This is a genomic window from Alteromonas sp. 4NH20-0104, from assembly GCF_057547795.1.
In genome coordinates, this window is record NZ_BAAJLP010000027.1 from 1 (window position 1) to 18,645 (window position 18,645).

The window sequence follows — 18,645 nt, forward strand, 5'->3', positions numbered from 1 at the left end:
GAGTAAAAGCTATCTTGGCTGAGCCAGCCTGTTCAGGAGATCCCGGATAATCACTGCGTGCTTTCCGGGATGACGGAGTAAAAGCTATCTTGGCTGAGCCAGCCTGTTCAGGCGATCCCGGATAATCACTGCGTGCTTTCCGGGATGACGGAGTAAAAGCTATCTTGCCTGAGCCAGCCTGTTCAGGAGATCCCGGGTAATCACTGCGTGCTTTCCGGGATGACGGAGTAAAAGCTATCTTGGCTGAGCCAGCCTGTTCAGGCGATCCCGGATAAGCACTTCGTGCTTTCCGGGATGACGGAGTAAAAGCTATCTTGGCTGAGCCAGCCTGTTCAGGCGATCCCGGATAAGCACTGCGTGCTTTCCGGGAAGACGGAATAATGGATACCGGCTTAAGGCCGGTATGACGTTGAGGTGTTGACCGATATAACGATGATGGCTTGGCAACTGTTAAGTTGAAGTGTTAAAACCCACCTAACGTGGGTATTTAGCCGCTTCATTTTTACCCGGCAGTGAGGCTTTGATGAAGTCGCGAATATCGTTGTTAGCCGACTCCAGGTCCTCGTGACGCAAATACATCATGTGGCCGCTGCGGTAACCTTTAAAACTCAGGCGATCTTTCATTTTACCGCTGGCATCCAGTTGCCACAGAGTGTATTTGGCATCAAAGTAGTTCGTTGCACCGTCATAGTAGCCTGACTGGATCATCACATTCAGATAGGGGTTAGCCGCCATGGCCAGGCGCAGGTTTTCGCCAGTTTTATCGTTACTGCGATCCCAGGGATGAACCGGCCCGAACATGTTGTATTTTATATCGGTTTTATAATTAAGGACTTCTCGCAGATAGTAATTCAGCGCTGGCGTGAATGAATGCAGCCAGGAGGTTAACTCGGCGTTGTAATCCGGGCGACTACCGCTATCTTTACCATCAATGCCTAGGTATCGGCTATCCAGCCGGCCTACGGTCTTCCCTTCTTCCCGGAGCAGTTCTTTCCAGTAATACCAGGTACTGACATCCAGATTATTCTGCGCAACGGCTTGTTCCGATAACCCCGAGTAAGCGGCTACCTGTTTTACGATCTTTTGTTTTTCGGCGTCGCTGATAAAGCCGCCACGGGCCACTGCTGGCAGTAACTCGTTCAGCGCAAAGGCTTCAACCTGAGGCAGGAATTCCTCCAGCGCCATATTCTGGTACTCCGGCGCCAGCAATTTATGGTGCCAGGCGGTCGCGGCGAAATAAGGTAACCGGTTGGCTACCTCTACCGGCCCGTCGCGCTTGATCCCCAGGTCTGTTGGCGATACCAGAATAACGCCATTGAGATACATCCACTGACTGTTTTGCAACGCCAGAGCGAGCCCTGAAACCCGGGTGGTTCCGTAGCTTTCGCCAATCAGGTACTTAGGCGAACGCCAGCGGTTATTGCGGGTAACAAAGGTATTCAGCCATTCTGCCAGATATTTCACATCGGCATTTACACCAAAGAACATGTCTTTTTGCGCGTCTTTCGACGGTAGTTCACCCTCTTCGTTTTTTAATACCCGGCTGTAGCCTGTGTTGACCGGATTAACATACACAATGTCGGCCACATCCAGAATAGAGTAAGGATTGGTTTTTACGCCATAAGGCTGTAACGGGTAACCCTCGTCATCGATATTCAGGATAACCGGTCCGGTATAAGCAATATGCATCCATACCGACGCGGAGCCAGGCCCGCCATTAAAGCTGATGACCAGCGGGCGCGTGCTGTCGTCTTTGATATCACTGCGTTTGTAATAGGTGTAATGCAAGGTAGCAACGGCATCGCCTGCATCATTCCAGACCGGCTGGGTACCAGTCGTGGCGGTGTAATTTAACCGGTCACCGTTAATCGTGGTTTTGTGCGCAGTGACCACGGTGCTGTCGGGCTCGATAGTACGGCCGTAGTCTTCGGCCAGACCTGGCCTGGATGCAAGTAATGTAACCCCCACGGTCAGCAGGAGAAATGATTTAAATAGTGTCATTAGCGCTCTCTTTTTATTGTCGTCACGCTTATCATAATGGCACAAAACGCGCGTGAGTTTGAATACTACAAAGCCTGACTGCTGTAAACCAGCGACATCTGGCAGTTGCAGGCTAAAACAAAAAGAGAATGGGGAGGGTGATACGAGCTAATTCCCGTATCACCGCAGGCAGTTAAAGGTTGTATTGCGTTTCGAGCTGTGTAACCCGGGCTTTGGCATCGGCAGATTCAAACATACGATCGGCCAGACGACGCTTTGCCAACGGTTTTAAATCCATCTTCAGCAGTAACTCAACGTAGTTAAGGTAAATCTCCTCGCTACGTACCGCTTCCGACATCACACTGTCGTAGATCCCTTTGGCCTCTTCGGTTTCACCTTTATCGATTAACACCTGGGCCAGGGTATCGGCAATTTCCGGTGCCTTTGGTACTACCGCAAGTGCTTGCCGGGCATGCTCTTCGGCTTCATCCAGCATTCCTTCCTGATGTTCAAGATAGGCCAGATTATTTAAGGCAATGGCATTTTCCGGCTGCTTTTCAGCAAGCTGGCGATACACTTCGACGGCTTTACCGCGATCGCGTTGTATCAGGCGCTCTGCATACAACAGCATGGCCTGAGTATTGTTCGGATTGTTTTCTCTGAACGCAGTGACCAGCGCAAAAGCCTCATCAGACTGACCAGCCATTTCGTGTGCGGCCATGGCCAACAGCAAGTTACGGGTGTTGGGTATTGCCTCATAAGCGGCTAACGCGTTAGGGATAGCGCCAGTCGGGTTATCCCGGTAAAGTTGTAAGCGCGCTCTGATGCCTCTGACATAAGGCAGCGACTGCTCCTGCTCCGACAGCTGACTGAGGATGGCTTCCGTTTGTGGAATTTGCCTCAACATGGCATGGAAATGCGCCTTAACGATTTCAATCTGACGGTCGGGGCGCTTTTCCAGAAAACCACTCATCAACTCTACGCCTGCCTGGAAGCGGCTTTGCAAATCCAGGATCATCGCCAAGCCAAGCACAGCAGTTTTGTGATTTGGCTGTTCGGTCAGCCAGGTATCGTAATGCGCTTTCGCCTCGTTGATCCGAGAACCGGCCAGCAACAATCGCCCTTTGGTATCCCAAAATAAACTCGGGGTATCTTCATTAACCGCTACCTGCTGGATTAGCTTAATGCCGTCATCGATTCTCTTTTCAGCCAGGTACACTCTGGCCAGCAAGATTTTTGGCACCGCGGCATCCGGGTGACGGGCAACAACTTCCTGCAGGTAATTAACCGCTTCGTTGGCTTTACCCATTTGCTTTTGCACTATGTACAGCAGCGCCAGTGATGCCTGATCGGTGGCATCGATGTTAAGCGCCTCTTTGATTGCCTCCAGTGCCTGCTGAGGTTGTTCCTGCAACATGGCAAGTGACACCCGCTGTACTTTTGCTTTAAGGCTCTTATTGTCCAGCGCCTCGGCTTTGGCAATAGCGGCTTCAGCGGCTTCGAAGTTTTGTTGAGCAATATAAACCTGCCCCTTTACCAGCCAGGGGCCGGCATTCTGAGGTTCGGCTTTTTGCCAGTTTTCAGCAACTTCCAATGCTTTGTCGAACTGACGGGTGGTAATGTAGGCGTTAGCCAGGGTCTGTTGCCCGACCGTCAGTTCCGGCGCACGTTCTACCGCGGCTTCCAGGTTTACCAGGCCTTCGGCATCATTCATCGACAGCTGGAGTACGCCGATGCGGGTTAAATCTTCAGCCGTGGTGGCTATCGGCACCGACTTTTCAATCATCGCTCTGGCATCCACCACATTACCGCTTTGCAGTAACTGATAACCGGCTTTTGAAAACAACATCGCATCGTTATCGGCTTCACCGTCTACTCTGGACAGAATATCGGTGGCTTCCTCGCTTTTCCCCTGTTGCAGTAAACTGTTTGCCAGCATTCGAAGTGCCGCATGTGAGGGCGGTAAATCTGAGGCAATCATCGACAGGTGGCGGGTGGTGGCCGCGTAATCGTTTAACTGATAAGCACTGAATCCGGCTAACAGCCGGGCTAAAGGATCGTTGCGGCCATTTTGAATGGCGGTTTCAAGGTGCTTGAGAGCTGCGCTGAAATTATCATTTCGAACTTCAATAACGCCTTTAAACTGATTCAGTAAGGGGTGGTTAGCGCTTTTTCCCAGCAGTTCATCAACCAATGGACTGGCGTCTTCAAAGCGCTTGGCATCCATTAGGATGGCGGTCAGGATAAATTTGGTTTCAGTGTCATCCGGCGCCACATCCAGATACGCATCGTAGGCTGTTACCGCGGCATCGAGATTTCTCAGATACATATTCAAACGTGCTTGTTGCATCAACACGTCTTTATTCATTGGCGCCTGCTGATGCAGGGTATTGATGGCCTGTAATGAGCCTTCATAATCTTCATCCAGCACCTTACCCAGTGCCAGAGATAGCCCTTTGTACACACTCGATGTATCTATTTTTGCAATATCTTCCAGCAGGACTCTGGCTTCTTTGTTCTTTTCCAGTCGCAGCAGGGCTTCAAGCTTGTAGTAAGTTACTTCGGCCCGTTTTACCGGGGTTAAACCGTCGACATTGTGGTTGATTTCAGACAACGCAACTTCCGAGTTAGTTTCCTGATAGGCCCGGGTGATTAGTGGCAAAACTTCGCTCACTTCATAACCGAGGTCCAATGCCCGGTTGAGTTCTTTTTCGGCGGCCGCAAAGTCTTTTTGTTGGAGATAGAGCTGGCCAAGTTCAAACCGTGCGTCTGGATCCTTGGGATCTTTTTGAATGGCGCTCTTATACTCGATAATGGCCGACTGACTGTCTTTTGCTTCAACAAACTGGCGCGCTGCGAGCATGTGTTCTTCACTGGTTTTCTGACCACAGCCGATCAGTGAGAGACTGGCAATACCCAGCAGTACAGCGCCCAACACGGCATTACGATTAAACGACTTTCTTTTCATAAAGCTTACCTTGCAATTGATTCTCAGACTTTCCATATTGTTACAGCACTAATACCAATCAGACGTGGTATCCACACTACTATTGGCCTATAATAGTGTTTTAATAATCAGCTGGCTTTCTGCTATGCCCCATCCGAGTTATTCAGGATCCGTAATTTAATGACCACAAATGTCGAACTGACCTTCACAGACCTTAATCTTCCGCAGCCTATCTTACAAGCCTTAGAGAAAGTTGGCTACGAGAAACCGTCGCCAATTCAGGCGGAAAGTATTCCGTTATTACTGGACGGACACGATCTGTTAGGTCAGGCACAAACCGGTACCGGTAAAACGGCAGCATTTGCTCTGCCAATGCTGGCCAACCTAGATGTCGAAGCCAATTATCCGCAGTTACTGGTATTGGCACCAACCCGCGAGCTTGCAATTCAGGTTGCCGAAGCCTTCCAGGCTTACGCCAGTTTCTCTAAAAAAATTCGGGTACTGCCAGTCTACGGTGGTCAGTCTTACGATAATCAAATCCGTCAGTTAAAGCGCGGCGTTCAGGTAATTGTTGGAACCCCAGGGCGGGTAATCGATCACATTAAACGTGGCACACTGAAACTCGATCAGCTCAAATTCCTGGTCCTTGACGAAGCCGACGAAATGTTACGTATGGGTTTTATCGATGACGTAGAACTTATTCTAAGCCATGCACCGGCAGAGCGTCAGACCGCGCTGTTCTCTGCTACCATGCCGGGGCCGATCAAGAAGATAACTGAACGTTATTTAAAAAATCCCAAGCATGTCAAAATTGCGTCAAAGGTCAGTACGGCGAGTACTATCCGTCAACGTTACTGTCAGGTAGCCGGGCACCACAAACTTGAAGCGCTTACCCGCATCATGGAAGTTGAGCCTTTTGACGGGGTGATTATTTTCGTGCGTACCAAAACTGCCACGCTGGAGTTATCAGAAAAACTGGCAGCCAGAGGCTATGATGTTGAGCCGTTAAATGGTGACATTCCCCAGAATGCACGGGAGCGCACCGTTGACCGCCTGAAACAGGGTAAAATTGATATTCTGGTAGCTACCGACGTGGTTGCCCGTGGTCTGGACGTTGAGCGTGTTAGCCATGTTATTAACTTCGACGTGCCTTACGATACGGAAAGTTACGTCCACCGTATTGGCCGTACAGGTCGTGCAGGACGTACCGGCGACGCAATCCTGTTTATCTCTCATCGCGAAAAGCGCATGCTGCAATCCATTGAGAAGGCCACCCGCCAGACCATTGAAGCAATGCCAATTCCATCGATCACGGAATTAAACGAAACACGCCTGAGTAATTTTAAACAAAGCATTTCCGAGGCCACCAAAGACGACAGTCTTGAAAACCTGATGCCGATAGTGGACATGCTGCGCGAAGAAATTGAAGCCAGCCCAGAAGTGTTACTGGCAGCGCTGGTGAAAATTGCCCAGGGTGATGAGCCGTTATTGTTAAAAGAGTCTGATCGTCCGGACCTGCATAGCAAGCCGCGCCGTGAACGCGATTTCGATGGAGCAAACCGCCGCGATCGTGATAACGGCAAAGGCCGTGATGCACGTCGTAAATCACCGCGTGATAGCCGCCGTCCTGATGAAGGTAAGCAACGCTTCCGCATTGAGGTTGGTCATGTTCATGGCGTTAAGCCGGGCAACATTGTGGGTGCTATCGCCAATGAAGCGAATATCGACAGTAAGCATATTGGTGCTATCGAAATTTACGATAATTTCAGTACCGTAGACTTACCAGAAGCAATGCCTGCAGAAACACGTCAAACCCTTCAGGGTACACGGGTTGCAGGCCAGCGACTGGCGCTTCGTGAATGGTCAGATAAACCACCAGCGAAAGGTAAGGGCAAAGGCCCTGGCGCAGGTAAAGGTAAACCTCGCGGCAAATAACAATAACGTCTAAAAAATTCTTTTTTATTCGTTTAAACAATATGAATATCGGGGCACACTAGCTGCAATTGGATACATTGAGAGTTTGATATGCGCTACTTCCCGTTATTTATTGATACACAGAGCCTGCCCTGCCTGATAGTGGGGGCAGGTGAAGTGGCTGCCCGCAAACTCGAACTCCTGTTAAAAAGCGAAGCACAGGTTACTGTAGTAGCCCCTGATGTCTGTGGCACCGTTAAGCATTTAGCGGGCGCTTCACAAGTCACCCTGCATCAACGTCCATTTACCAGTTCCGATCTCGACAATGTAAGAGTCGTCTTTGTGGCTACCAGCGACGAAGCCCTGAATGCTGAAATCCATGCTGAAGCCACAGCCCGGGGCTTGCTGGTTAATGTCGTGGATAACACTCCTCTTTGTGGCTTTATTACGCCGTCTATTATTGATCGTTCCCCGATTGTTATTGCCATGAGCAGTGGTGGTCATGCGCCAGTATTACTGCGTTATATGCGCCAGAAACTGGAGTCGTTGATCCCGGCGAATGTGAGCAAACTGGGGGCATTTTCGGAACGCTTCCGTAACAAGGTAAAATCAACACTGGCATCGGTTACCGCCCGTCGTTATTTCTGGGAGTCCGTGCTCGATGGTGACATCGCAGAGGAAGTCACCCAGGGTAATAACGATAAAGCAGTAGAAAAGTTTGAGTCGGCGCTGGCCGCTGCCGCCGAGAATAAACAAACAGAAGGCCAGGTCTATTTAGTTGGCGCCGGCCCGGGCGATCCGGACTTACTGACCTTTCGCGCTTTACGCCTGATGCAAAAAGCGGATGTGGTGGTTTACGACCGTCTGGTGTCGCCGCAAATTCTGGAACTGGTCCGTCGCGACGCTGAAAAAGTCTATGTGGGCAAAGCAAAAAGCATTCATACCGTCCCCCAGGACGACATCAATCAGCTATTGGTAAAATATGCCAAAGAAGGTAACCGGGTTGTGCGCTTAAAAGGCGGCGACCCTTTTATCTTTGGTCGTGGCGGTGAAGAAATCCAGCGCCTGATAGAAGAAGGCATTTCCTTCCAGGTGGTACCAGGCATTACCGCAGCCGCTGGTGCAGGGAGTTATGCAGGAATACCGCTTACGCACCGCGATCACGCTCAGTCGGTGGTATTTGCCACCGGCCATTTAAAAAACAATAGCATCGATTTAAACTGGCCTTCTCTGGCACAGCCTAATCAAACCGCCGTTTTTTACATGGGGCTCACCGGCCTGCCGATTATTTGTGAACAGTTAATCAAACATGGCCTGGCGCCATCTACTCCCATTGCACTGGTGCAATCGGCGACTACCCAGCAGCAAAAGGTCATCACGGGCACACTGGCCGATATGCCGAATCATCCTCAGTTGGGGGAAATCAAACCACCGGCTTTAATTATTGTGGGCGGTGTTGTAAGCCTGCAAAAGCAGCTCAACTGGTTTGAACCTGGTCAGTCTGTTTAAGCTGAGAAATTGCGCTACACTTAACGGATATCTCCGTTAAGTCGTTGCCAATGAAACGTTTTAGCCTCACCTGTTGCTGTTATTTGCTGTGCTGTGTAATCAATATTGCGTTTGCAGAGCAAACCGCTTACCGACGAACGGCGGAAGCAGCAGGCACGCATTACACTTTTGCCTGGCTCGATCACGACAATAACCCCCGTAAAATTTCTTTTTTATTGCCGGATGACAGCAGCCGGCAGTTGCCTGTTCAGCAGGTTAACTACAACCCTAAACTGGCACTCAGGGCAGTCGAGGTAGAGTTACTCAAAGCTGCGCGGGATATTGATCCCCGAGAGGCTCGTTTTAAGCTGATTAACCGCCATGATTCGCTGGAATTCAGCTTAAGCGGTAAAGATGAAAAGCGCCTTGATGAGCTGACGACTGAATTAAAGGAAACTCAGGAAACCGCCCTCGATAACTACCTGACCGAGCGTTATTTTCAGCATTACAAAACGCCGCTGTTACAGAAAGCAATCAAACCCAACCATATACGCTACATTGAAGAAAGCACGCTGCCGCTGATCCCGTTAGCCCAGTCGCTGTATGATATTGTTGATGAGCAATCCAATGCGCGCTCTTACCTTAATTTACTGCTTAGCTGGGCACAAACCATTCCCTACGATGAACTGACCAACCGCGTATCGAGTAATGGATCAGGCTTTTCCCCGCCGCTGGCCGTGCTCAATCAAAACCTCGGTGACTGCGATAGTAAGTCGGTACTTACTGCTTCTTTGATAAGAGCGTTTTTGCCGAATAACTCCATGCGCCTGGTGTTGTTGCGCAATCATGCACTACTAGCCATTGCCATGACACCGCTGACTAAAGACACCACCATGATGATAGACGGCATGCCGTTTATTTTACTCGACCCAACCGGACCGGCCCAGATGACACTGGGTGAAGTCAGCCAGTCCACCAAACAAGCCATTGCTTCTAAGCAGTACACACTGGAAGTCATTCCGCCGGCAGTGGCGCGGCAGCAATAGGTTGGAGATTTACCGGAAAGAGTCTTTCCCGGTTTTGCAAAGCGAAACCGGGATGATTGTGTGGGTAGAAAACGCAATAGCAAATAGGAATGAAACCATCTCAGTTACAGGTTTCATTCCGTTATGGCAGCCGCATTTACAGATGGTGTTCGGCAAAATCTGCCAGACGGGAGCGCACCACGCCATCGAGGTTAATCGTAGCGCTGCCAGAGAAGTCTTTAAACTTCTCCACCAGGTAGGTTAAGCCCGAGGTAACTGCCGACAAATAGTTACTGTCTATCTGCGCGAGGTTACCACTGCAAATCAGCTTAGTCCCTTCACCACAGCGGGTAATAATGGTTTTTAACTGAGATGCAGTAAGGTTCTGTGACTCATCCAGAATAACGATGGAGTTCTGAATGCTTCGCCCCCGCATAAAGTTAACCGACTTAAACTGAATGTTGGCTTTTTCCATGATATAACTCATGGAGCCCTTGGTGTTTTCATCGTGTTTGTGCAGCACTTCCAGCGAGTCGGTAATAGCCGCCAGCCAGGGCGCCATTTTCTCTTCTTCGGTACCGGGTAAAAAACCAATGGATTCGGCAATTTCCGGGGTATTACGGGTCACGATAATCTTATCGTACATGTTCCGCTCTACCACCATCTCCAGCGCCGCGGCCAGGGCCAGCAGGGTTTTACCACTACCCGCCGGACCAGTGAGGATTACCAGATCGATATGCGGGTCGAGTAAGGAATGCAGCGCCATCGCCTGACCAATATTTTTTGGGTTAATACCCCAGGCATGACGGGACATCAGACGTTCATACCCCAGGTCGAGGATTTCCATCTGGTCGCTGTCCATAGACTCTACCAGACCGGCAAACTGATTGCTTTCGTCGAGTAAGAACTCGTTGATATAAGCTTCGGGCAATAACGAACGCGGCACAGTATGAATGGTATCGCGCCCTTCTGAGCGACTGTCTACCGATTTCACCCGTTGCCAGAAATCCCCTTCAAACTGATGGTATCCGCGTGTCAGGTATTTGATGTCTGAAATCAGCTGGTCGGTACGATAATCCTCAACGTGAGCAAGCCCGGCCCCTTTGGCTTTGAGGCGCATATTAATGTCTTTAGTCACCAGCACCACTTCCTGCGAAGCGAACATTGTTTGCAAATGCAATGCAACATTAATGATACGATTGTCATTTTCGTCACTGGCAAAAATTTGCTGTGACTCGGTCATATTTAAATCAGCATAAATCGATAACGTCCCGGTCGGTCGGTTATCACCGGCGCCGAATCCACTAAGTGGCACGCCAGCCAGCATGTCTTCGGGCGTCGCATCACGTAATAAATCTTCCATGGCACGTATGCATACCCTGGCATCGCGGGCTACGTCTTTCTTACTGTCTTTTATATAATCCAGCTCTTCCAGTACCGTCATGGGCACTACTACATCATTTTCTTTGAAAGAGAGGAAAGCGAGGGGTTCGTGTAGCAGGATATTGGTATCTAGGACATATATTCTGGTGTCTGCATTGCTATTTCTTGGCATCCGTTACTCCAATGAACATGACCAAGCTCGTCTAATTGTCGACGTGCTATAACGAGCCGATGTACACGGAGTAACAAGCCGACTGACACTCCGCATCACATCGACCATCTACTCCACCATAATCCAGTTTTTAAAACTATTCACGTTTTTTGGCTATTTTCTGCAAATTAATTTTTCACACCGGCTTATGTGCTCACCCAGTACGACAAGATCGTGACTGATTGCTATATTGAGCAAGACAGCTAAGGTGGGGATCAGTACAATACGCCCCCCGGTTATCGCGGAGTAGTTGAATATGAGTACCGACACACAATTTGCCATTGGCCAGCGCTGGCTGAGTAATACCGAAACAGAACTTGGACTGGGCGCGATTATTCGCGTGGATTTTCGCTCCATCGAGGTTTTGTACCCGGCCACCGAAGAAAGCCGCATTTATACCAAAGCCGATGCGCCCCTCACCCGTCTTACCTTTGTAGAAGGTGATCTGGTGAAATCCCAGGAAGGCTGGAGTTTGTGTGTTGAGTCAATCACCGAACAACAGGGTGTGTTGATTTATCACGGCGTGCGTGAAGATACCAAGCAGGCAGCCACCCTGGCCGAGCCTAATCTCGACCATCACATTCGTTTGAATCAGCCCGAGAAGCGTTTATTCAATTATCAGTTCGACCATCCCAAATGGTTTGATTTACGCCACGGCTCGTTAACCAATGAACATGCGCATGCTAAGTCTGACACCATAGGTCTGGTGGGCGCACGTATCGAGCTTATTCCTCATCAGTTACATATTGCTTCTGAAGTGGGCCGCCGCTATGCACCGCGGGTATTACTGGCCGATGAGGTCGGATTGGGTAAAACCATTGAAGCGGCGTTGATTATCCACCAGCAAATCCTCACCGGGCGCGCATCGCGGGTGCTTATCGTGGTCCCTGATACATTGCTGCACCAATGGTTAGTTGAGATGCTACGTCGCGTGAACCTGGCGTTTGCCATTTACGATGAAAGCCGCTGCGTGGCACTGGAAGATGAAAGCGACAACCCTTTTGATAACGACCAGTTGATCCTGTGCGGACTTAACTGGTTAACGTCTAATCCCAAACGCCAGCAACAAATTCAGGAAACTTCCTGGGATTTACTGGTAGTGGATGAAGCTCATCACCTGGCCTGGTCTGCGCAGGAACCGTCATTGGAATACCAGACCATTGAAAAGCTGGCCGAAGCAACACCGGGTGTGTTGCTGCTTACCGCCACGCCAGACCAGCTGGGCCATGAAAGTCACTTTGCGCGCTTACGCTTACTGGATCCCGCGCGTTTTTATGATTACGCCGCCTTCCTTAAAGAAGAGTCTCAGTATACTCAACTGGCAGAAGCCGTGGCACCGCTGATTGAAGGCGATGCGTTAAGTTCACAACAAATCGCACAGCTGAACGCACTGGCGCCGGAAATTATGGCGCAATTTGATGATTTTAACAGCGCAGAAAACCGCGATGCCATTTTGCATCAGCTCATCGATTGTCACGGTACCGGGCGATTGTTGTTCCGCAACCGTCGTGCCGCGATTGAAGGGTTTCCGTCGCGCCATTTGCATGCCTATCCGCTGGCCAAACCTGAGCTCTACGACAATGACGAGATCACGTCATTAACGGAGGCACTCTATCCTGAACGGCAACCTGCTTTGGTTGATTTATGGCTCGACTCGGATCCACGGGTAGACTGGCTACTATCTTTGCTGGGAGAGATTAAGCCAGAGAAGATTTTGCTAATTTGTGCCAGTGCCGCCACGGCGCAACAACTGGCCGAAGTGATCCGCGTTCGCACGGGTATCCGTCAGGCGGTATTTCATGAGGGCATGAGCATTGTTGAGCGGGATAAAGCCGCCCACTACTTTGCCGACCCGGAAAACGGCGCGCAAATATTGCTGTGTAGTGAAATTGGCAGTGAAGGAAGAAACTTTCAGTTCGCCCACCACCTGGTGTTATTTGACTTACCCCTTACGCCAGATTTACTGGAGCAACGTATTGGTCGACTTGACCGTATCGGCCAGACCCAGGATATTCAAATCCACGTGCCGGTTATTGAGGAGTCGGCCCAGTCTGTGTTGCTTAAATGGTATCACGAGGGCTTAAATGCCTTTGAACAAACCTGTCCTACCGGTGGTAAAGTCTTCGATACGGTTGAAGAAACCCTGGTCATGAACTGTCTCACGCCATTCGATACCGAACTGCAGCAGGAGCTAGTAGCGCAAAGTCAGCAACTTAACAGTGAGCTTAAAGCAAAACTGGATGCCGGACGCGATAAGCTGCTGGAATTAAATGCGGCCGGGGTAGGCCGGGTAGATACACTGCTTGAGCAAATAGTGGCGCAGGACAGTGCCAGTGAATTACCTAAATTTGCCGGCCGTCTGTTTGATGCCATTGGTATTCAGCAGGAAGAAAAGGGGCAGGATTGCTTTATTCTGCGCCCTACTGAGTCGATGATTGGCCACCTGCCGGGCCTGGATCCGGAAGGCATGACCGTCACCTATCGTCGCCGCACCGCAACCACACTGGAAAACGTCCACTTCCTCACCTGGGATCACCCGCTTGTTCATCATGCCATGGAAATGGTAATGACCGACATTTACGGTAAAAGCAGCGTAGGCTTTGTTGCCGATACCAGTCAGCCGAAAGGGGCTTACTATCTGGAAACCTTGTTTGTACTGTCGGCAAAGGCGCCGGCTGCACTGCAATTAGAGCGCTTCCTGCCGCCCACGCCAATCCGCTTATGCCTGGATGCCAAGAGCCAGTTGTCAGACCTTGATACGACCGCACACCGACCGCTGGGCCGCAAAGTAGCAACCCAGCTGGTGCAGGCTTTAACCCCGCAGTTACAACAACATCTGCAACATGCCCGCGATATTGCTCACCAGCAGGCAAACCATGTGTTAAGTGAAGCAATGGCCGCCATGCAGTCAACATTAGGCGGCGAAGTCCAGCGCATGAAAGATTTGCAACAGCAGAATCCGGCCATTCGTGACAGCGAAATCGAGTTTATCGAAATTCAAATGGAGGCACTGACCAAAGTACTGCGGGAAAGCGATGTTCAGCTCGACGCAGTGCGGGTACTGGTCAATAACCCTTAAGGTCAGCGAATTGCTATGAGTGCTAATCCGGAGTTTGTTTACCGTCCGCCACAATCGCCCTATTTAAGCCTGCTGTATCACGATGACGATGTGATGGTAGTCAACAAGCCCAGCGGACTGCTGAGCGTGCCGGGCAAAGCGCCGGAGCACAGGGACTCGCTGATTGCTCGCATCCAGCGCGTTTATCCTCACGCCAGGATCGTCCACCGGCTGGATATGGCGACTTCGGGGGTAATGGTTGTTGCTCAGCATAAAGACAGTCACCGCATCTTGTCACGCCAGTTTGAACTGCGCCAGACCGCTAAGCGCTACTATGCAAGAGTAGATGGTGTTCCGGCGCAATCAGCCGGCTCGGTTAATTTACCCTTAATTTGTGACTGGCCGAACCGGCCCAAGCAGAAAGTCGATCACGAGACCGGTAAACCAGCGCTAACACACTACGAGGTAGTACAGTACTGCGCTACCGAAGCAATGGTTGCCCTGACCCCGGTGACAGGTCGCTCACATCAGTTGCGAGTGCATATGCTCGCACTTGGCCACCCGATTTTGGGCGACCGTTTGTATGGCTCACCGGCGGTCATCGCCAGTGCCTCGCGGCTCCAATTGCATGCAGAAACCCTGGCCTTTAGCCATCCGGCTACGGAACAACGCCTGCAGTTCAGTGCACCATTACCTTTCGGTCAATATACGCCCGCCCCTTTCACAGAAGACCAGCCAGCGGCTTAATTTTTACCAATCGCCGCCGATAACCTATTATTAATGTTTATTCGGTCCGCGTATTTTAGTCATGAGTCGCAGCATTCACCGCTTCAGGTGGTTTATTGTCATTAGTTTACTACTGAGTATACCCGGCAAGGGGTATGCACTGACGCTGGATGACTTAACCCATTACTTTCATGACGATGATTTGCTAAGCCTGGCGGTGGCCGACCAGCAAATTCCGGCTCTGGAAATTCAGCCAAGTGTGCCATTGGTGCGGGGGACCGCCATTATACTGGTGTCACTTCAGTCGCAGTCGCTCAATCTGGATACCGGACTGGTACTGGCAGACAGTCTCGGCGAAAAAGGCTGGCGCACCTTGCTTATTCCCACTGACTTTACTCAGGCGGAGGCTACCCAGCCCGCCACCATAACCAGCGACAAACCTGTTGCCAACCTGCTGACCGCACCGGTAGATTATGACGCCTACCGGCTGCAGATAATCGGATTGACTAACGCTGCCTATACCCGGGCTAACCAGTTTAAAGGCTACACCTTTCTGGTTGCCGAGGGCATGACCTCAGCTGTGTTGCTCGATGCCATCCATAACGGTTTCCTCAGTGCGCCTGATACGCTGGTAAGCGTTGGCGCATTCTGGCCAGCCAGAAGCCAGAATAACGCCCTCGCCGACATGCTGGCGCAAAGCAGTTACCCGGTGCTGGATATCAGTATTCCCTCGTTAAGCCAGTGGCAGTCAGCCACCGTTGAACAGCGTCGAACGGCTGTTGCAGCGAGCCTGAAACAGCTTTATCGTCAACGCTCGTTTACAGCACAGCAAAGTTATGGCGGTGCAGGCGACCGTTTACCCCGCCCCGGCAGTGCCTGGTTAAGCACCGAAATATACAGCTGGTTGCGCTATCTTGGCTGGTAACAACGTGTCTGACGGCATAGTGGCAATCGAAAAACGCTGAACTCTCAATAGTTTTACATGTGAAGGTTAATTCTTCTCTGAAACGCCGGGAATTGAGACCGTTAATTCTCATACAGCCCACAGCCTGTATGGTATACGGAGTTATACAGGGGTGTGCGGTTACTCATCGCATTTTTGCATTTCTAACGGTGACTTTAGAAATTTGGACTATACTTCGTTTAAGTTTTTAAACCGGGTTGCCAGCGTGAGTATCAGTCAATTCATTGAGGAAAAATCCCGTCAGCTGTGTTTTTATTTATGCGCTTTCTGGCAGGGCACCCTGAATTATCAGGAACTCAATTATTTCTTCTGGGATACACTGGAAGAGTGGTCGCTTTATCGTAGCGACGATTTAGAACCCAGCACGCACAAAGAACGCGTGTTTTGGCACTTATTGCACCAAATACATTACTGGCGCGAAGATCAGCTCAACGACGACGAAATTTTGCGTGAAGAGTTAACTCACTGCGTGGCATATCTTAAAGGCGAGTCCGTCTTTCCCATGGACTGTATTGGCATCCGCCCTTAATCACAACGCTCCTCGCCCACCTTTTGAGTCAGACTTTTACTTGCAGCCATGGGCTATCCATGATCCAATAAGCCCATAACAATAGCTAAAAAGAGTCTTTGTAGTGCGCACCTCCCTGGCGATTTTCCGCGATAAGCGCTTATTCAGCATTTTTGTATTTGGCATTGCCAGTGGCTTTCCGTGGGTCATGATTGGTTCGGTGCTGTCAGCCTGGCTTAAGGATGAATCTTTATCACGCTCTGCCATTGGCCTGTTTGGCGCTATCTTTGCGGTCTACTCCATCAACTTCTTATGGGCACCGTTACTCGACCGAATTAAACCGCTGGTACTGGGCCAACGCCGCGGCTGGATAGCTCAGATGCAGCTGCTCATTATTGGCTGCTGCGGGTGGATGTCGACCCTCGATGCCCAAACGTCGCTGTATCAAATTGCCCTGTGCGGCTTAATTATCGCCTTGAGTTCTGCCACGCAGGATATTGCCATTGATGCCTTCAGGATAGACAGCATCGCCCAGCACGAAACAGATGCCATGTCGGCCGCTTCCTCACTGGCCACCGCCGGTTGGTGGACAGGTTATGGCGGTCTGGGGGCGATTCCGTTTTTAGTTGCCGATTTACCCGGCTGGGAATGGCAGCAGATTTATTTGTTACTGGGCGTGATTATGGCGTTATGCCTGATCTCAACCCTGGTGGTCGCAAAAGAGCCCAAGGTCAACCGGCAGGCGATGCTGGATGCGGCGACGGCGCGATATCAGGCTTTGTTAAGTGCCGGTGACAGCTTGCTGGGCAAAGTAACCAGTTGGCTGCTGGTGAGCCTGATAGAGCCTTTCAGGGAGTTCTTCAGCCGCAACGGCGTAAAACTGGCGTTGCAAATATTGCTGTTCGTATTTTTGTTTAAAATCGGTGAAGCCTTCCTGGGCCGGATGAGTATTGTGTTTTACAAGGAGATAGGCTTCAGTAACAGTGATATAGGCACCTACTCAAAATTGCTCAACTGGTGGGTCACCATTGTATTTTCTATCATCGGCGGGCTGGTCAATATTCGCTACGGTATTTTCCGGGGGTTGTTTATTGCCGGAATTGCTATGGCTGCGAGTAATCTGATGTTTGCCTGGATGGCCGAAATCGGCCCGCATAAAGGCTGGTTTGTGGTTACCATTGTACTGGATGGGTTTACCTCAGCATGGAGTACCGTCGCCATGGTGGCCTTTATATCCCTGCTGTGTAACCGGGCTTTTTCGGCGACCCAGTATGCGTTGATGGCTTCTTTGAGTGTGGCCAGCCGCACGTTACTGGCGTCTGCCAGTGGCATTCTGGTAGATGCAATGGGCGGTAACTGGGCATTATTCTTTGTGCTTACCGCGCTGATGGTGATCCCCAGCCTGGTGATTTTGTACCGGCTGCGGCATAACATTACGGCCCTTGAAAAAGGGCATGGCAGTTCAGCCGGTTAAGCGGAACGGTTTATTTCGATCGTAAAATTGCCTGATTACGGCCGCTTTCCTTGGCTTCATATAATGCCTGATCGGCAATATCCAGCCACTGCATCTCATTATGAAACGCCGCGGAAAACTCCGCCAGACCCAGGCTCACGGTAAACTGGATAGTCTGGCCATCATGGGTAACTTCGGTGGCCTCGGCGGCCTTACGGATCCGTTCCGCCACTTGCATAGCGCCTTCCCCACCCGCATCAGACAAGATAATCGCAAACTCTTCCCCCCCATAACGGCCAGCTAAATCGGTTTCGCGAGTCTGCTTCTTAATAATCTTCGCCAGGGTCTGAATGACTTTGTCTCCGGCCTGATGGCCGTAATTGTCATTGACCGCCTTAAAGTGATCGATATCCAGCATTATTGCAGTATTTGCGGAGTCACGGCGCTTTGCCAGACGATACAGACTCTGGAACCTTTCCTGCCAGTAGCGGCGGTTGTATAGCTGGGTTAACCCGTCCACGCGACTCATTTCGGTGAGCTGGTCGTTCAGGCCCTCAATATTCAGCCGGCTACTGGCCTGGTCTGTCACATCGTAAACCAGCATACACATGCGCTCTACCTTGCCGGAGAGTGATGACAAGGGAAACAGGGTCACGTTCTGATACATGACATCCAGCTCAGAGGTAATTGGCCGGTTACAGCCAAATTTAAACAGGTAAGGGCGCTGCTCCCAAATCATAAACACCGGCGACTTAAGGTTAAATACCGGCTCCGCTTTCAGCATCAGCCAGTCCGGCTCAATTTCAGGGAAATGCTGGAACAGGGTACCGCCCACAATCTGGCTGGGCCGTAAATTGCTGTGGTTCTCCATAAACTGGTTCCACACTTCCACGTTGAAGTCGCGATCGAGCACCACAATCCCCACTTCAACGGAACTCAGTAAGTCATGCAACCAATGCTGGCGGCTTAATTCTTCCATTACATCAGT

Annotated in this window: 12 protein-coding genes; 8 read left to right on the top strand and 4 right to left on the bottom strand. The window is 50.6% G+C overall.

The annotated features are described in order from the left end of the window. Window positions 1-474: 474 nt before the first annotated feature. Together AC27IB_RS17420 and prsT are read right to left on the bottom strand one after the other, a co-directional pair. Window positions 475-2,001 carry a S10 family peptidase gene (locus AC27IB_RS17420; RefSeq protein WP_487122534.1) on the bottom strand — a complete coding sequence of 509 codons (1,527 nt, stop codon included), beginning with the start codon at window positions 1,999-2,001 and terminating at the stop codon, window positions 475-477. 172 nt (window positions 2,002-2,173) lie between these two features. Then, window positions 2,174-4,948, bottom strand: a complete 2,775-nt coding sequence (gene prsT, locus AC27IB_RS17425; protein ID WP_487122536.1) for an XrtA/PEP-CTERM system TPR-repeat protein PrsT — start codon at window positions 4,946-4,948, stop codon at window positions 2,174-2,176. A gap of 159 nt (window positions 4,949-5,107) precedes the next feature. Here prsT and AC27IB_RS17430 point away from each other — a divergent pair, with 159 nt between their 5' ends. The 3 genes from AC27IB_RS17430 to AC27IB_RS17440 all read left to right on the top strand — a co-directional run bounded on the left by AC27IB_RS17430 (window position 5,108) and on the right by AC27IB_RS17440 (window position 9,375). Then, the gene (locus tag AC27IB_RS17430) at window positions 5,108-6,862 is read left to right on the top strand and encodes a DEAD/DEAH box helicase (RefSeq protein ID WP_487122538.1); all 1,755 of its coding nucleotides are present in this window, start codon (window positions 5,108-5,110) and stop codon (window positions 6,860-6,862) included. A gap of 90 nt (window positions 6,863-6,952) precedes the next feature. Beyond that, complete coding sequence (cysG, locus tag AC27IB_RS17435; RefSeq protein ID WP_296043891.1) at window positions 6,953-8,350, top strand: siroheme synthase CysG; 1,398 nt, start codon at window positions 6,953-6,955, stop codon at window positions 8,348-8,350. Between the two features lie 50 nt (window positions 8,351-8,400). Beyond that, the gene (locus AC27IB_RS17440; RefSeq protein ID WP_487122540.1) at window positions 8,401-9,375 is read left to right on the top strand and encodes a hypothetical protein; all 975 of its coding nucleotides are present in this window, start codon (window positions 8,401-8,403) and stop codon (window positions 9,373-9,375) included. Window positions 9,376-9,511: 136 nt separating this feature from the next. On the opposite strand, the gene AC27IB_RS17445 is transcribed toward AC27IB_RS17440, so the two are convergent. After that, window positions 9,512-10,909 (bottom strand): PhoH family protein, encoded by a 1,398-nt coding sequence (locus tag AC27IB_RS17445; RefSeq protein ID WP_296043894.1) that lies wholly within the window; start codon window positions 10,907-10,909, stop codon window positions 9,512-9,514. A gap of 295 nt (window positions 10,910-11,204) precedes the next feature. Between AC27IB_RS17445 and rapA the strand changes: the two genes are divergently transcribed. The 5 genes from rapA to AC27IB_RS17470 all read left to right on the top strand — a co-directional run bounded on the left by rapA (window position 11,205) and on the right by AC27IB_RS17470 (window position 17,678). After that, window positions 11,205-14,027 (top strand): RNA polymerase-associated protein RapA, encoded by a 2,823-nt coding sequence (gene rapA / locus AC27IB_RS17450; protein ID WP_296043896.1) that lies wholly within the window; start codon window positions 11,205-11,207, stop codon window positions 14,025-14,027. A gap of 15 nt (window positions 14,028-14,042) precedes the next feature. Further along, window positions 14,043-14,753, top strand: coding sequence for a bifunctional tRNA pseudouridine(32) synthase/23S rRNA pseudouridine(746) synthase RluA (gene rluA / locus AC27IB_RS17455; RefSeq protein WP_296043898.1), 711 nt, complete (start codon window positions 14,043-14,045; stop codon window positions 14,751-14,753). A gap of 61 nt (window positions 14,754-14,814) precedes the next feature. After that, on the top strand, window positions 14,815-15,657 hold the full coding sequence (locus tag AC27IB_RS17460; RefSeq protein ID WP_487122543.1) for a hypothetical protein: 843 nt from the start codon (window positions 14,815-14,817) through the stop codon (window positions 15,655-15,657). A 244-nt stretch (window positions 15,658-15,901) separates the two neighbouring features. Then, complete coding sequence (locus AC27IB_RS17465; RefSeq protein WP_296043902.1) at window positions 15,902-16,225, top strand: hypothetical protein; 324 nt, start codon at window positions 15,902-15,904, stop codon at window positions 16,223-16,225. A gap of 103 nt (window positions 16,226-16,328) precedes the next feature. Continuing rightward, window positions 16,329-17,678: an AmpG family muropeptide MFS transporter gene (locus AC27IB_RS17470; protein WP_487122545.1), complete on the top strand. Its 1,350-nt coding sequence runs from the start codon at window positions 16,329-16,331 to the stop codon at window positions 17,676-17,678. 10 nt (window positions 17,679-17,688) lie between these two features. Here the strand turns inward: AC27IB_RS17470 and AC27IB_RS17475 are convergent, their stop codons facing one another. After that, entirely contained in the window at window positions 17,689-18,636 is a 948-nt protein-coding gene (locus AC27IB_RS17475) for a sensor domain-containing diguanylate cyclase (protein ID WP_487122604.1), read from the bottom strand. Between the last annotated feature and the right edge of the window lie 9 nt (window positions 18,637-18,645).

Excerpts from the sequence above, each read along its gene's own strand:
- AC27IB_RS17420 (WP_487122534.1), bottom strand. The coding sequence starts at position 2,001 with ATGACACTATTTAAATCATTTCTCCTGCTGACCGTGGGGGTTACATTA.
- prsT (WP_487122536.1), bottom strand. The coding sequence starts at position 4,948 with ATGAAAAGAAAGTCGTTTAATCGTAATGCCGTGTTGGGCGCTGTACTG.
- AC27IB_RS17430 (WP_487122538.1), top strand. The coding sequence starts at position 5,108 with ATGACCACAAATGTCGAACTGACCTTCACAGACCTTAATCTTCCGCAG.
- cysG (WP_296043891.1), top strand. The coding sequence starts at position 6,953 with ATGCGCTACTTCCCGTTATTTATTGATACACAGAGCCTGCCCTGCCTG.
- AC27IB_RS17440 (WP_487122540.1), top strand. The coding sequence starts at position 8,401 with ATGAAACGTTTTAGCCTCACCTGTTGCTGTTATTTGCTGTGCTGTGTA.
- AC27IB_RS17445 (WP_296043894.1), bottom strand. The coding sequence starts at position 10,909 with ATGCCAAGAAATAGCAATGCAGACACCAGAATATATGTCCTAGATACC.
- rapA (WP_296043896.1), top strand. The coding sequence starts at position 11,205 with ATGAGTACCGACACACAATTTGCCATTGGCCAGCGCTGGCTGAGTAAT.
- rluA (WP_296043898.1), top strand. The coding sequence starts at position 14,043 with ATGAGTGCTAATCCGGAGTTTGTTTACCGTCCGCCACAATCGCCCTAT.
- AC27IB_RS17460 (WP_487122543.1), top strand. The coding sequence starts at position 14,815 with ATGAGTCGCAGCATTCACCGCTTCAGGTGGTTTATTGTCATTAGTTTA.
- AC27IB_RS17475 (WP_487122604.1), bottom strand. The coding sequence starts at position 18,636 with ATGGAAGAATTAAGCCGCCAGCATTGGTTGCATGACTTACTGAGTTCC.